The 14,647-nt window shown below is 49.2% G+C and carries 18 protein-coding genes; 2 read left to right on the top strand and 16 right to left on the bottom strand.

Going from position 1 to position 14,647, the window contains the following annotated elements; genetic code table 11:
• Window positions 1–30: 30 nt before the first annotated feature.
• A complete protein-coding gene (locus BMW93_RS03715; RefSeq protein WP_090373814.1) occupies window positions 31–1,179 on the top strand; it encodes an FAD-dependent oxidoreductase in 1,149 nt (382 codons plus the stop codon).
• Here BMW93_RS03715 and BMW93_RS03710 read toward each other — a convergent pair.
• The gene (locus BMW93_RS03710) at window positions 1,176–1,358 is read right to left on the bottom strand and encodes a hypothetical protein (RefSeq protein ID WP_090373813.1); all 183 of its coding nucleotides are present in this window, start codon (window positions 1,356–1,358) and stop codon (window positions 1,176–1,178) included. The two genes, BMW93_RS03715 and BMW93_RS03710, sit on opposite strands and share 4 nt — an antisense overlap.
• Before the next feature lie 117 nt (window positions 1,359–1,475).
• Here BMW93_RS03710 and BMW93_RS03705 point away from each other — a divergent pair, with 117 nt between their 5' ends.
• Complete coding sequence (locus BMW93_RS03705; RefSeq protein WP_090373891.1) at window positions 1,476–2,495, top strand: low specificity L-threonine aldolase; 1,020 nt, start codon at window positions 1,476–1,478, stop codon at window positions 2,493–2,495.
• On the opposite strand, the gene BMW93_RS03700 is transcribed toward BMW93_RS03705, so the two are convergent.
• The 15 genes from BMW93_RS03700 to BMW93_RS03630 all read right to left on the bottom strand — a co-directional run bounded on the left by BMW93_RS03700 (window position 2,492) and on the right by BMW93_RS03630 (window position 14,643).
• A complete protein-coding gene (locus BMW93_RS03700; RefSeq protein WP_090373812.1) occupies window positions 2,492–2,893 on the bottom strand; it encodes a DUF1398 domain-containing protein in 402 nt (133 codons plus the stop codon). The genes BMW93_RS03705 and BMW93_RS03700 overlap by 4 nt on opposite strands.
• An 83-nt stretch (window positions 2,894–2,976) precedes the next feature.
• On the bottom strand, window positions 2,977–3,390 hold the full coding sequence (locus tag BMW93_RS03695; RefSeq protein WP_090373811.1) for a hypothetical protein: 414 nt from the start codon (window positions 3,388–3,390) through the stop codon (window positions 2,977–2,979).
• Window positions 3,391–3,584: 194 nt separating this feature from the next.
• Complete coding sequence (locus tag BMW93_RS03690) at window positions 3,585–4,529, bottom strand: DUF4249 domain-containing protein (protein ID WP_090373810.1); 945 nt, start codon at window positions 4,527–4,529, stop codon at window positions 3,585–3,587.
• Between the two features lie 8 nt (window positions 4,530–4,537).
• Window positions 4,538–6,958: a TonB-dependent receptor gene (locus tag BMW93_RS03685; RefSeq protein WP_090373809.1), complete on the bottom strand. Its 2,421-nt coding sequence runs from the start codon at window positions 6,956–6,958 to the stop codon at window positions 4,538–4,540.
• Window positions 6,959–7,126: 168 nt separating this feature from the next.
• Entirely contained in the window at window positions 7,127–8,047 is a 921-nt protein-coding gene (locus BMW93_RS03680; protein WP_090373808.1) for an SMP-30/gluconolactonase/LRE family protein, read from the bottom strand.
• 109 nt (window positions 8,048–8,156) lie between these two features.
• Entirely contained in the window at window positions 8,157–8,456 is a 300-nt protein-coding gene (locus BMW93_RS03675) for a helix-turn-helix domain-containing protein (RefSeq protein WP_090373807.1), read from the bottom strand.
• A 2-nt stretch (window positions 8,457–8,458) separates the two neighbouring features.
• Window positions 8,459–8,797: a type II toxin-antitoxin system RelE/ParE family toxin gene (locus BMW93_RS03670; RefSeq protein ID WP_090373806.1), complete on the bottom strand. Its 339-nt coding sequence runs from the start codon at window positions 8,795–8,797 to the stop codon at window positions 8,459–8,461.
• A gap of 91 nt (window positions 8,798–8,888) precedes the next feature.
• On the bottom strand, window positions 8,889–9,389 hold the full coding sequence (locus tag BMW93_RS03665; protein WP_090373805.1) for an SRPBCC family protein: 501 nt from the start codon (window positions 9,387–9,389) through the stop codon (window positions 8,889–8,891).
• Window positions 9,373–9,705, bottom strand: a complete 333-nt coding sequence (locus tag BMW93_RS03660) for a helix-turn-helix transcriptional regulator (protein ID WP_090373804.1) — start codon at window positions 9,703–9,705, stop codon at window positions 9,373–9,375. The genes BMW93_RS03665 and BMW93_RS03660 overlap by 17 nt, the downstream gene beginning before the upstream one ends.
• Before the next feature lie 314 nt (window positions 9,706–10,019).
• Window positions 10,020–10,361 (bottom strand): low molecular weight protein tyrosine phosphatase family protein, encoded by a 342-nt coding sequence (locus BMW93_RS03655; protein ID WP_090373803.1) that lies wholly within the window; start codon window positions 10,359–10,361, stop codon window positions 10,020–10,022.
• A gap of 3 nt (window positions 10,362–10,364) precedes the next feature.
• Window positions 10,365–11,477: a Gfo/Idh/MocA family protein gene (locus tag BMW93_RS03650; protein WP_090373802.1), complete on the bottom strand. Its 1,113-nt coding sequence runs from the start codon at window positions 11,475–11,477 to the stop codon at window positions 10,365–10,367.
• A 78-nt stretch (window positions 11,478–11,555) separates the two neighbouring features.
• On the bottom strand, window positions 11,556–12,245 hold the full coding sequence (locus BMW93_RS03645) for a helix-turn-helix transcriptional regulator (protein ID WP_090373801.1): 690 nt from the start codon (window positions 12,243–12,245) through the stop codon (window positions 11,556–11,558).
• Window positions 12,215–12,556 (bottom strand): type II toxin-antitoxin system HigB family toxin, encoded by a 342-nt coding sequence (locus tag BMW93_RS03640; RefSeq protein WP_090373800.1) that lies wholly within the window; start codon window positions 12,554–12,556, stop codon window positions 12,215–12,217. The genes BMW93_RS03645 and BMW93_RS03640 overlap by 31 nt, the downstream gene beginning before the upstream one ends.
• Window positions 12,557–12,731: 175 nt before the next feature.
• Window positions 12,732–13,112 carry a DUF3244 domain-containing protein gene (locus tag BMW93_RS03635; protein ID WP_090373799.1) on the bottom strand — a complete coding sequence of 127 codons (381 nt, stop codon included), beginning with the start codon at window positions 13,110–13,112 and terminating at the stop codon, window positions 12,732–12,734.
• Between the two features lie 286 nt (window positions 13,113–13,398).
• Complete coding sequence (locus BMW93_RS03630) at window positions 13,399–14,643, bottom strand: MFS transporter (protein ID WP_090373798.1); 1,245 nt, start codon at window positions 14,641–14,643, stop codon at window positions 13,399–13,401.
• Window positions 14,644–14,647: the final 4 nt, after the last annotated feature.

Genomic DNA, 14,647 nt, shown 5'->3' with positions numbered 1-14,647 from the left:
ACAATTCCATTACTATTCACTCCCAACCCAATGAACCGCAGAAATTTCTTTGAAAAAGCCATTCCGGCCAGTTTTGCATTAGGCGCCGTTGCGTCGTCGTGTGCGCCGAGGACCGAGTTGAGGTATCCCGACAAGCATTTCCACATCAGCCGGGGTTACCACCAGATTCCCAAACTACGCCTTTCGATGGACCGCATTGTGAAGGAAACGGTCGGTTTACGGCCATTCCGCGCCTCAGGCCCGCGACTGGATGTGGAGCAGCTCGGCAGCAAGACGATCGTCCACAACTATGGCCATGGCGGCAGCGGCTGGTCGCTGTCGTGGGGTACCGGAAATATTGCCCGCAAAAACGTACTGGCGACCGGCGAGAAAAAAATAGCGGTATTGGGCTGCGGAACGGTAGGCATTGCCACATCGCGGCTGTTGCAGGAAAGCGGCTGCGAGGTGACCATTTACACGAAAGACGTACCGCCGAATGTGACGAGCAATCTGGCCACCGGTACTTGGTCGCCGGCGTCGCGGGTTTGTGATAAAAAGATCGCCAAACCAGAATTTCAGGCTATATGGGAAGACGCGACACGGTTCTCGTTCCGCCGGTTTCAGTTTCTGTTGGGTATGAATGATATCGCCACCTGGGCGGAAGAATACAGCGTTTTCAAGCAGGTGCCGGTGTACTCGCCCGGTGCCGGCGGGGAGGATTTTGAAATAGAAGGCCTGCTACCGGAGCGCGTGCGATTGGATAAGAAAGAACATCCGTTTAAAGCCGAATATGTGACGCGCCGGACCAATATCATGTTCAATATCCCGACATACCTGCGGCACCAGTTGCAGGATTTTACGATGTTCGGCGGGAAGGTGAAAATACACGAGATCAAAAAACTGGAAGATATCGACGCATTACCCGAAAAGGTGGTCGTGAATTGTATGGGGCTGGGCGCGAAGCCGGTTTTCAACGACCAGGAACTGACACCGGTTTCCGGGCAGCTTTCGTGTCTGATTCCTCAGGGAGATATCAATTACAAATTATACACGCAGGGAGCCAACTTCATCGCCCGTAAAGATGGCATTTACATTGGTAGCAACGGCATCGTAGGCAACTGGGACACAACTCCGAGCAAGGAGCAGACCGAGAAGACGGTCGGGATATTGATGAAATTGATGGAGGAAATGCGGGGTTAATCCTCTTTGAGAAGATAGCGCCGGCGTATCTCGTTGATCAGGAATTTCTTATGGGCTGTAAAACTTTCGGGATGCATGGTTTCAAAAAGGCCGCTCCATTCCTGGTAGCGTAGCGTATCGCCTTTTTTGAAGGCACCCACGTCTATTTTTTTGGATTTAAGGTATTCTTCGAATTCCATATTACTTGATTTTGCCTGCAATATACCCGTTTAAAGTAAGCAATGCCTGCCCGGAAATCAGCTTTAAGCATTAATTTGGCCCGAAATTGCAACGAATACCCGATGAATGTTTTTGAAATGAAGATAGATCTCCGCAGCGACACCATTACCAGGCCCACCCGGGGAATGCAGGAAGCGATGTGGAGTGCGGAAGTGGGGGACGACGTTTTTGGCGACGACCCCACCGTGAATGCATTGCAGGAAAAGGCCGCCAGGCTTTTTGGAATGGAAGATGCGCTCTTTTGCCCTTCCGGTACCATGACGAACCAGCTGGCGATCCGCGCACACACCCGCCCGGGAAGCGACGTAATCTGCGACAAGCATTCGCACATTTACCTGTACGAAGGCGGGGGCATTATGCTCAATTCGTTTTCGTCCGTAAAATTGCTCGACGGAGACCGCGGAAGGCTCACAGCACAGCAGGTAAGCGAAGCCATCAGCCCTGAGAACGACGTCCATTCGACCGTTACCCGGCTTGTTTCTCTCGAAAATACGATGAACAAGGGAGGCGGTTGCTATTACGATTTTAAAGAAATAGAAGCGATCCGCGACGTTTGCCGGGAACGCAATATCCCCCTGCACCTCGACGGCGCCCGGCTTTTCAATGCATTGGTCGAAACGGGTGAAACGCCTGAGCAATATGGACAGGTGTTCGACAGCATCAGCATTTGTCTTTCCAAAGGCCTTGGCTGCCCTGTGGGCTCGTTGCTGCTTGGTACCCGCGAAATGATCCGCGAAGCGCGCCGTTTCCGAAAGGTAATGGGTGGCGGCTGGCGGCAGGCTGGTTTCCTGGCGGCGGCGGGCATTTACGCGCTCGATCACCACATCGACCGGCTGAAAGAGGATCACAGCCGCGCACGGACAATAGGGGAGCTATTTGCGGCAAGGGCAGAGGTGGCGGAGGTCTTTCCGGTGGATACTAATATCGTGATTATCCGGCTGGATGAAGGTATTTCCGAAAAAGACTATGTAAGCCGCCTTGCCGAAGCCGGCATTCTGGCCGTGACGTTCGGCAAGGGGCTGGTGAGATTTGTAACACATCTTGATTTTACCGACGACCTGCTCGAAACCATGCGTGGCAGGCTCCAAACGTTCTAGGCCTCCGGGATCATTTCCTCGTATTCGTACTCAGAGTTGGGGCCCTGGTAAATCACTTTCATGCCCGTGAGATCGGCAACGTACGTGTGTATGCCCGCGGCACCGATCTCGCGCAGGAAAGTGGGGTAGTCGGTGAGGCCTTCCTGTGTACGTTTGATGGCCGCTTTCACCTCTTCAAGCTCAAATGCCTCTGCGCATTCGAATTCGGGCAGGTCACCCGGTACGATAAGTTTGTCGCCATTAACGGACGTATAAGTACGCTTCCGGTTTTTTACCTTCACTTCATAATTGTCGACCCCAATGGCTTTCAGGTTCTTAACAAGTTGCGGGTAGGGTTGGCCGGCAGACCGTTGCTCGGCTGATTCGATGATTTCTTCGGTCAGTTCGATCATTTCCATGGTTCAGAGCTTTGATGAAAAAAATGTTGCTTCACCGGAGGTAAAAGCAACATTTATCGTAAGGTTAATCAATTTCCGGCAAATTAATGTGCCATATCGTCGTCTTCGGGATGATGGACGATCAGCGAACTGCGTGTGTCCAGTTTTTTGATCATTTCATTGGACATCGCGTCGGCATACACGCCGTAGCTGCTCACCAGTGTCCCTTTCAACCCGTCTTTCGATTCGATTGCGTATAAAATCGACATATCCGAGGGGTTGGTCATCCCTTCGAAGCGGTACACCTGCACAATATCGAAGTCCTCGGGCGACAACGTCAGGCAAATGCCGTCGTCTTTATGTATTTCCAGGGCATGGGCCGTGAGGTTAAAATCGTAAGTATAGCCTTGCTCCTGCAAATCTTCAAGCGTTTCGATGAGCGTATCGGGCTCGCTCATGTTTTTGTTGGAAGGATGCGGTTTCTTAACCTTATCCTGGTCTGTTCCTTGCAAGTCCATGGTGTTTATCTTTAAGATGGATGATCTGATTGAATGAACAACTGATAGCGATTTAGATCATCATCCGGGAAAAAAGTATGCCTTGCTGACCAGCCGTTTTTCGCCGCAAAATGCTTATCCGGCGATATACATTTTGAGGTACTTTGACCTCAGTTTGCCAGATGTTGTAGAACGGGAATTGGAAATAAACCGGATTATTTGGGACGATAAATGAATTGCCCGGAGTTATAGGACCCGAAACACCCCAGGCCGCCCTCGATATTGGTGTAGATCAGCGAGGGCTCGACAAACGGGTTATCCGAATCGCCCCGCGTTTGCACCGAGCGATGGTATTTAAAGTAATGCTCATCGGTATTGAACACTTCCATGGTGATGGATACGATCTTGCTTTTGGGGTAGGAAGTATATACCGTGCCGTTGCTGGTGCTGTAACTCAGCGGATGGGGAAGCTTCACCCGGCCGATAGGCGAGTTGAACTCGCTACCGTCCAGGTTCACGTCATTGCGGAAATCGTTCCGGCCGATGGTGTCGTCCCAGTTGAAATTAAAACGGTTTCGCACCCTTTTTTCCGTGAATTGGCCGGTACCGGAAATTTCTTCCGGTAAACTGTACTCCAAATCGAGCGACGCACGGACGCGGTAGTAGTTGGTTTGTCCCGCGATGTCTTTCCAGTTGAACTTTACCGTCAGTGAAGTGTCCTGGCCGGAATAGGACGTGTCGATTTTATAGCTTTCCGGCACTATGGCACTCGCGGGAACCGTGCAGGTTGCGCTTACCGACCGTACGCCATCGGTTACGGAAAGGAAATAGGTTTTGCCGGGTAAAATGGGGAGTACCGCTTTATCGGCGGAGTAGAGCTGGTTCGCGGTGTCGAACGGGATCACGGCTTCGCGGGCTCCGTCGGATAGCCTGACAATCGCATTCGGGATGACGCCGCCTTTCAAATCGGGCTCGGCAAAAAGCGGTATCGATTCTGAGACGACCACATTAATGCGGGAAGATTGCGGGGAAATGAAGCTTTGCACCACCAGCTTCGATTCCACTTGCGGGAGGTCGCCGTTATCAACATCCGTCACAAGCGATTCACAAGCCGCCAGAAGCAATGTCAGGAACAGGAAAAGGATATTTCTGATAAACATGGCGGCTCTTAGAATTTAAAGTTATAGCTGAAATAGGGCAGTATCGGAAACAGCGAGTAGCGTTTCAGCGTGTATTTCTGTACCGGCGTGGCGGGCATTACATTGGGGAGTATGACAATTTCTTCATCGATGTTGTAGAAGAACGGATTTCGGCGGTTGTACGCATTGTAAACACCGAACTCCCAGGTACGCTCATGCCGCTTTTTCTTTTTGTGGAATTGAATGGCGATGTCCATTCTGTGGAACGGCTCGGCACGGTAGCTGTTTTTTTGTCCATATTCGCTGACTCTCGGGCCAAACCAGTTGATAGCAGGCTTGCCGTCGGAAGTAATGCGTGTTACAAAGTTGTCCGTCGTTGCCCGGTAGCTCGACACGGGGAGCGTCAATGCATTGCCGGTGCCGTAGACCCAGGTCGCCGAGAGCGTAATTCTTTTGCTTAGTTCATAAATTCCTACCACCGAAAGGTCGTGGCGGCGGTCGTAGCGTGGAAAAAATGTTTTACCGAAATTCAGCTCGGGAAATTTCCAATAGGTCCACGACAATGTATAACCGATCCAGCCGGAGAAACGCCCGGTTTTCTTTTGTATTAAAAACTCACCGCCGTACGACCAACCTTTGCCCGAGGTCACATTATCCTCCCAACTCAGCTCGTTCGCATTCTCGCCATTGATACTCAGGAACGACGACCCTTCTTTATAGTTCAGGATGTTGTTCATCTTTTTATAATAACCTTCGAGCGTAACCGTGAGCGCCGGGCGCTCGAAATCTTTGGCAAAACCAGCCGCTATTTGTTCGGACTGCTGGGGTGCAACCTTGGCCGTAGTAGGAACCCAAAGATCGGTAGGAAGGCCGAGGCCGGTATTGGAAAGCAAATGCACGTACTGGTTCATGCGCGCATACGAAGCCTTGAACGACAGGTTTTCGGCGAGGCGTAAAGCCGCTGAAATGCGCGGCTCGGGGCGAACGTAGGTTTTAACTTCCGTCTGAAAAGTACTTAACCTTAACCCCGCATTTACTTTCAGAGCATCCAGCGCCTGCCAGGTATCTTCGATATAAACCCCGGCTTCCAGTGAATAAACGGGTTTTACCGATCGCTCGATGGGGTTATCTGTAAATGTCCCCGCGATGGCGAGCGCCGAAGGGACAAATTTGTGAAATGTAGCCTGCCCTCCAAACTTCAAGGCATGTTTGGATGAAGGATAAAAATCAAAATCCGTTTTCACACCCAGGTCGCGGATGCGCGAATCGTAGTCGAGACTGAACTCGTCGTCCAGCGAACCATCATTATTTAATTCTTTGGAATAACTGGAAACCCCGAATTTGAAATTGCTGAAAATGAAGGAGGTATTGACGAATAGTTTCTGGTTGAGTACATGATTCCACCGCACAGTGGCCGTTGCATTGCCCCAGTCGAGGCCGGCGCGGGTTTCGGATGTGCTGCTTTTCTCATTAGCATGAAATTTGTCGCGACCGAAATAGCCGCTGATATATAGCTTGTCCTTGCTCCCGAGGTCGTAGTTCATCTTGGCATTCAGATCATAAAAATAATAACCCGGCTTCACCTGGCTATCTGCGCCCCGCTGCTCCCGGGCAATCAACGGCTTCGCGAGAAAGTCAATATAGGTACGCCGGCCAGAGATCAGGAAAGAGGATTTACCCTTTGAAATAGGCCCTTCAAGCGTTAACCGCGAGGAAATAAGGCCTATTCCGCCCTCGCCATGCAGTTTTTCCTTGCTGCCTTCCTTCATATTCATTTCCAGCACCGACGACAACCTGCCGCCGTATCGCGCCGGAAATCCGCCTTTGGTCAACTCCACGCTTCGGAGCGCATCGGAATTGAAGATCGAGAAGAAACCGAACAGATGGTTGGCGTTATAAACCACCGCGTCGTCGAGGATAATGAGATTCTGGTCGGGCCCGCCACCGCGCACGTACAAGCCGGTTTGTCCTTCGGTACCTTTTTGCACGCCCGGCATGAGTTGCAATACCCGCAATACATCCTTTTCGCCAAAGAATGCGGGTATTTTCTTCAATTGCTGGATGGGAATTTCTACTTTGCTCATTTGCACCGTGCGGCTCACATAATCCTCCTGCTTGCGTGCGGACACGACCACTTCGTCGAGTTGCGTAATGGCAGGAAGAAAGATGTCCAGTTCGGTATTCTTCCGGAGTGCCACCCGTTTCTGCTGTTTTTCATAACCTACAAATGAGAAGGAAACCGTCGCGGAATCCGACGCAGGCAATGTGAGCGAGTAAAAACCGTAGGTATTCGTCACTGCGCCGTGAGGTGTGTTGTCGATATACACATTCACCCCGGGAAGCAACTCCTGGCTCCCTTTTTCCCGCACAAAACCACTGATCGTAACACGGTTTTGGGCAAAAGAAATAATGTGGAAAAGAAAGAGAAAGGCCGTAAAAGTCAGACGCATAGACGAAATCGCGGGTTAGTTTGAGTAACGAGTCGGGTGAGAATCTAGTATGGGGGAATTGTATTTGACCATGACGAGATATAAACCAAAACCGTTGCACCGGGTACAAAAAGAATGGCGGAATTTCCCTGGAACCGGGAAACTCCGCCATCGTAGAAGCCGCACCGGCTACCTGACGCCTTTGACCTTCATTTTTAAGCCGTACACTGTGGTTTCGGCTGTGATAAAAAGCATGTCACGGTTTTTGCCACCGAAACATACGTTCGCCGTCCAGCCCTTGTGCACGGGGAAATGCGCGATTTGAGTGCCTGTTTTATCGAAAACCGTCACGCCGTCGCCGGTAATATAAAGATTGCCTTCTTCATCGAGGATCATCCCGTCGGAGCCTTTGGAGGCGAATAGTTGCCGGTTAGTCAATGTGCCGTCCTTTTGAATGTCGTAAACATACGTTTTGCTATCGCCGATGTCCGCTACGTACAGCTTTTTGCCGTCCGCGGTGCCGATAATGCCGTTGGGTTTTTTCAGCTTTTCATCCACGCGGATGAATTTTTTGCGGTCGGGACTAAGGTAATACACGTGCTGGCCATCCTGCTGCATAGCCGGATCGCGTTTCCAGTAATCGCGTTTGTAGAGTGGATCGGTGAGGTAAATGCCGCCTTTTGGATCGATCCAGAGGTCGTTAGGGCCATTGAGCAGCTTGCCTTCGTAGTCTTTGACGAGGACCGTCGGGTTGCCTTTCTTATCGAATGACCAGACCTGATTTTCTTCATCCGAACATGCTACCAGATTCCCTTTTTTATCGAAATACATGCCGTTGGCACGGCCTGCTTTGTCGGAAAACGTACTGAATGCGCCGGTTTCGGCATCCCAGCGGATAATTTTGTTGTTGGGCTGATCGGTGAAAAACACATTGCCGTCCTTGTCGGGAACCGGCCCTTCGGTGAATTTGTACCCATCGCCCAGCTTCTCTACCTGCGCTCCGGGCGCGACGATTGATTTCGAATCCATGATTTGTGCGGATAGTAAAACAGGAGTAAACAGCGCGGCAAGGCCCGCCAGCGCCGGGATAATGATTTTGGATTTTTGCATAATGAAACAGCGTCCGGTGTTGCGTTGGAGCCGGATTTTTGTATTAAAGTCGTAATAGGGGATTGAATACTGTTTGACAATTAGTAGAGCCAGCCGGATTCAGGAAAGTTTATGTCACTACAAGTTCCAGTTTCTTTCCCAGTCCGAGTTCTAGAAGGCGATAAAGTGTGGAGAGCTGGATATCTGACTGACCATTTTCGATTCTTGAGATGAAGCTTTTTTTTGCTCCTATTCGGTCAGCTAGTTGCTCCTGGGTTATTTTGGCAAGCCTTCTTTCTTCACGGATCATTTCACCTATCAGAAATGCTTTCGCTTTTATTTCAAATTCGATTCTCGAAGGGCTACCAGGCTCGCCATAGCGTTCGGTAAAATATTCCTCGACGGTTGTGATGTCGTTGTTCTCAGCCATTGCTATCGATTATTGAAATATTCATTCATGAGTTTTATTGCAGTGGCAATTTCTGCCGGTGGCGTTTTTTGTGTTTTCTTTTGAAACGCATTAAGTAGTATTACGATTTTCCCTCTGTCAAAGCAGCAAAATATCCTGTAAATGTTGCTTCCCGCTTTGATTCGCAATTCATAGAGGCCTTTCTGTCCTTCGATATGCTTTAAAAATTTTTCCGGGACGCGCTCAATATGTGTCAACAAGAAAAGAACACGGTCGATTTTAGTTCGGGCAACCAGTGGCAGGCTTTCAACGAAAGTCTTGAAATAGTGTTTGTAGAAAATCAGTTCTCTGATTTTTTCCATTATAGATAGTGTGGTAGGTAAAGTTAACTTAAAATGGAACAAAAGGCAACTGTACGAGTCGGTTGCCTTTTGCAATGCTTCTAATTTACAACTATACAACTTCCTTTTCCAAAAGCGCGTCCAGCCGCGCGTATGAATCTGTCACCCCTCGCCCCATGCCCGATTGCACCATACCATCGCGGTCTGCAACGGATTGGAAAACGGATTGAACGGTTAGGCGTGTCCGGCCGTCGGGCAGGTCCTCGAAGCGGGATGTTTCCAATATCACGTGGCCCTTTTCGGGCAAGCCTTCAAATTCGAAGGTCTGAATGATCCGTTCCGGTGCCGTGTGCTCGTGGCATACGCCGTGGAATGCAAATTCCATCGGATTACCGGGAATTGTATTGATGAAACGATAGGAGCCGCCTGCGTATGGCTGGAATTTTTCATAATGCACCGTCATATCGTTGGGTCCGGCGGCCCATTGTGTGAGTAAATCCTCTTCGCTGAATGCGCGGAACACAATGTCGCGCGGCGCTTCGAATTCGCGGATGATGAAAAGCTCCTGCTTGCCTGGTTCTACAATGATTTTGGTTTCATTTTTGGTTGCCATGATGTTCGTTTTTTAAAGTGTTGATAATATCGTCCAGTTTCTCAAACCGGTCTTCCCACATTTTGCGGAACGGGTCGATCCAGTCGGCCACCTCCGCCAGCTTTTTGGGCTGCACCGTGTAATAGCGTTCACGTCCTTGCGGATTGATCCCCAGCAGGCCGCATTCAAGCAGGATCTGGATATGCTTCGAAATGGCCTGGCGACTCACGCCGAAGGATTCGGCCACCGCATTGGGCGTCATCGGTTTTTTCGCGATCAGGCCGATGATATCCCGCCTGGTAGGATCGGCGATGGCCTGAAAAACATCTCGTCTCATTTTATTCTGATTAATTGCGCAATCGATCGATTGCAAATATATGTGCAATTAATCGGTTGCGCAACGATGTCGTAAAAATTTTTTATTAAAGTGCCGTTTCCAATGCTATGAGCAGGTTAATGACTTTGAAGGTCGAAGCCGGTTGCGTCAGCTTCCGGGAATCGTCGCCGTCGCTGATCGTCCATAGTTTCTTTTTGTAGTTGTAAATGGTGGTGCTGCCTTCTAAATGGCAATCTTTGAATAACTGCTTAAAATGCGACTGCCCGAAGGATTGAAAGGTTAGTAATGTGAGAAAATCGGAAGAAGGCGTTTCATCAGGCGTTAAAATGTAATTCCAGCAGCGTATTGATTTTGGTGGTAAGGATTTCAATCAACTCTTCATCCATAAACTCATATTCGTCGGGAATGTCGAGTACCTGAATGGGTGGGAGGTCGAGGTGGTCGTAGAGTTTACGGATCTTGGACTTGTGGTCATTTTCCATCACCAAAGCAATATCCGCCCAATTCAGATCGCCCTCGGAAATCTTTCGATTGCTTTGAGGGCTTAATCCAGCCGAGCGGATATTGAACCGTTGGTCGTTTTTGAATATGTACTCTGCCGTGCGGCTGCGGCGCTTGTTTTTACCGCAAATGACAAGAAAGTTGGGTCTGTGCATAACTTACTTTCCAGCCAGCATAATCTTCGCGCCGCCTTTGCGGATGGATTCATAAACGGCATCCACGACGATCATATCCTTCAAACCTTCTTCGCCGGTTACATTCGGATCAGGTTTATTGTTGAGGATAATATCGGCGATGCCGTCCATTTGGAGCGTCTGGTGCGTCACCACCGGCTGATTCATCGGGCCCAGATGCGAGCGGCCTTTGATAGGACCGTACCCAAATGCGGGGCTCAGTTCCACAAATCCTTTTTCACCGATCACATACAGCCGCTCGTAATTATTGAATGCATAAGTGGTACCACAGCTGGCCACTATGCCGCTCGGGAATCCAAGCTGGAACATCACGGTTTCATCGACCTCCTTAAATTTGACCGGATCGGTTTTCGTTTCCTGTGCCGTAACCCAGATCGGCTCTTCACCGGTTGCATAGCGCGCACCGTTGAGCGCGTAAATACCCACGTCCATCATCGCGCCGCCGCCTGCGAGGGCTTTTTTCAGTCGCCATTGGTTCGGGTCACCCGATTTGAAGCCCATATAATTGTTTACGTGCATGATCTTACCCAGCTCTCCCGCCTCGCGCATACGTATGAGCTCACGCGTGTGCGGCTCGAAATGCATCCGGTAGCCTATGTAGAACCGCACGCCCGCTTTTTTGCAGGCGGCGATCATCTCCCTCGTTTGCTGCGCATTGTCGGCGACGGGTTTTTCGCAGATCACGTGCTTCCCGGCCGCAGCGATTTGTAATACGTGTTTGTGGTGCAGGGAATTCGGCGTGGTGACGTATACAATATCAATGTCCGGATTATCCTTTATTTTGGCGACTGTTTCGTAGTTATAGGTATTTTTCTCCGGAATATTATATTTCTGTTTCCAGGTTTCGAGTTTTGAAGGCGTACCCGAAACCGCTCCGACGAGCGTTGCCATTTTGCAATCCTTCATCGCGTCGGCCACCCGACCGGCGTAACCGCCCAATCCCATTAATGCTACACGCAATTGCTTGTCGGCTTTTGGGCCGGCGTAGAGCTCGTGCGCAGAGACGGGGAGGTCGGTTAGCGCTGTTGCACCGATGCCCAGGGATAGTTTTTGAAGGAAATCTCGACGGGTGTCCATACAGATGAGTGATTTTCAGTTGAATATTCAAAAAGCAAAAAGTGGACTATGCCGTTGATCTCCTTGCAATTTTGTAACTCATTTATTTGAAAGTGTGAGTTCGTCGATACGTTCGTCCGGCTCACTTTGTTCCTCCAAATCTTCGTCATCCCAGCCCTCAGAAAGAAAGCCCTTCGCTACCGGACGATTCGCGAGCGTTTCGCGGAGTAATTTGGCTTTTGGGTTTGCGGACGAAATTTTGTCTATCGCCGTTTCCAGCCGACTTAATGTACCCTGTGAGGGAATTGTGATGATGAGGTCTGTAAGCGGGATTTCGAATAGTAAATGAATCAATTTCAAATCATTAGTCGAAAACGGCCTGATCCCGTTCAGCAGTTCGGAAGTATAGGATTTGCTGTGGTTTAATAGGAGTGCGAGGTCTTTTTGTTTTAAAGAGAATGCTTGAAGTTTTTCAAGAATCAGTTTACGCCGGTCTCTAATGAAAACGTATTCTCGTTCAGCCTGGATTTCGGCTGCGTCGTGCTCTTGGACCTGGGCGTCAGAAACGCGTGAACTATCCGACCAATATCTGTTCTCGTAATCGATGGTCAAATTACTTAGTGTCCGTCGCATCTCGCGTAACTCGGGTTGCTGTTCCTCTTGTAACATTAAATGCCGTTCCGCAAGGGTTACCCTTTCCAGGTCCAGCTCGTTGTCGATCCGGCCTGCGTCAAGTATTCTCCTGATATCCGGTTCGGCTAATTCAGCAAGTCTCTTTCTCTGAGCCATTTTTCGATTGTGTTTGTATTGTTTTTGAAAGTCCTTACATATTCTGCATGGGTTCCTGCCCAAATAATTGTTGCAAGGTTTTCTTTGAATTGAACAAATACCAATGTCCTGTGCACATGCAGATCGAAGAAATAAAAATCTTTACCGTGGACCCGGTCGGCATCTTTCCTCACTTCCAGAAGTTCACCCTTACTAGCGAACGACATCTGTTCCAGGTCCGCGATTAGCTGGTGGATAGCCTGTTCTAACCGTTTATTCCCGTGATTTTTAGCAACTAGTTTATTTAATATGCTTTTACGTTTGATTTCCATTGCTCGCCGACAGTACAATTTATAAAAGTTCTACTAAAAAGTGAACTTTTGGTTTTAGACTTTCTATTGATACGTCGGTTTTAAAAAAGGTAACAGGGAAATTATTTTTTGGCACAACAAAAAGCGGCGTCTCCCGCAATGGGGAGGCGCCGCCCGGATACTATGTATTTGAACCTTACTTAACTGTCAGAATACGTTCGATCTTTTGATCGGCCAGTTCGAAAGTTTTGGTTTGAACTTCGTTGCCGCTGATAATGTCCAGCTTGTATTTGCCGGGTTCCATGGCGTCGAGGTTCAGTGTACGGCCGAATTTTTTGTTGTCTTTCGAAATTGTTTCGCGGTATACTACGGTTCCTTCGGCGTCTTTGAGCAGCAGGGTTGTTTTGCTGTCGGTGCTGCCTTTGTCTACGAGGACGTTGATTTTACCGGTTTTGGTGGCGTAAATGCCGGTACCGAAAGAAGATGCTTTTTTGGCTTCTTTATCGCCTGCGTAGGCAGTGAAAGAAGCGGCTGCAAGCGCAAATGCGCAAATGAAGGTTTTAACTGATGTTTTCATGACTATTTTATTTTTATGGCTATAAGTTTTGTTCTATTTTAAGAACGCTGCAAAGGTAAAGCGGGCTGCGTGTACGTCGGGAATCAAAGTACACGAGCGGAATTTCGGGTGGGACAAGTGGTTGATTCCCAGCATAAGCAATTAAACGGTATCTCATGGCTATTTTTAAAAATGTAACCAAGAGACGTAAGTCTGTGCGGGAGTGTTGCTTGGAAAAGTGTTAAACTGTTAAAAAAAACGGCCCTCCATCTGTGGGGGCCGCTTTTAACTAAAACTAAAACCGAAACTATTCTTTTTCTACAAAGTCCATATCCTTTGTAAATGTCTCTTCCAGGAAATATAAGGCCAGTAATGCCACTACGGACGTTGCTATACCTATTACCAGCCCGCTCTGGATCACGCCCAGGTCAGGTTTGAAACTCACAAACAATGCCGCCAGCGGAATGGTCGCGCCGCGCACGAAATTGGGAACCGTCGTTGCTACCGTAGCACGGAGGTTCGTACCGAACAATTCGGCAGCAATGGTAATGAACAATGTCCAGTAACCATTGCAGAATCCGAGCAAGGTACAAAGCAAGTAGAAGGAGAACAAATCCTGCATCGGAATAAGTAAATAACCGATCACCATGGCAAGCGACAGCACGATAAACAGCCTGATCACTTTTTTCCTGCTCCGCATATACTGGCTAAGTAACCCACTGACGATATCTCCGCCTACCTGCCCTGAAAAAGCGAGCATTACTGCTTTTCCTGCATTGATCCCCTCAATTCCTTTCGCAGCCCCGAATTCGGGTGAAAAAGTAATGAGAATGCCCACTACAAACCAGATGGGCAAGCCTACCAGGATCGCCATCAGGTATTTGCCGAGGCGTTTGCCGTTGGTCAGGATCATGAAAATGTTACCACGGACCACCGAACGCTCCTTGGCATGCTTGAACATGCCCGATTCAAAAACGTTGAAACGCAATACCAAAAGCAACAAACCCATGCCACCTCCTACAAAATAGGATATGCGCCACGCAAATAAATCGGCTACGAAGTAAGCTAAAATTGCACCCAAAACCCCAAGCGTAGCCACTAAGGTGGTACCGTAACCGCGTATTTCTTTGGGCAGCACCTCCGTAACGAGCGTAATGCCCGCACCCAGCTCACCGGCCAGCCCGACGCCCGCAATAAAGCGAAGAACCGCGTACTGATCAAGCGATGTGACAAAACCGTTGCCGATATTGGCCAGTGAATACATGATAATCGATCCGAAAAGTACCGAAAGCCGACCCCTTTTATCCGCAATCACTCCCCACAACACGCCGCCGATCAGCATTCCCGCCATTTGGTAATTCAATAAACTGATGCCTTCGCTGAGCAGCTGATCGTCGGCGACGTTCAACGCTTTGAGACTCGGTACCCGCACCACACTGAACAAAAACAGGTCGTACATATCGACCAGGTAGCCCAATGCAGCCACTATTACTGGTATTTGTAACAACTGCGAAAGCAGTGATGGTTGTGGGGTATTGGTTGTTGTTGACATAGGG

Source organism: Dyadobacter sp. SG02 (assembly GCF_900109045.1).
GTDB lineage: Bacteria > Bacteroidota > Bacteroidia > Cytophagales > Spirosomataceae > Dyadobacter.
This window is presented reverse-complemented; position numbering and strand designations above follow the sequence as displayed.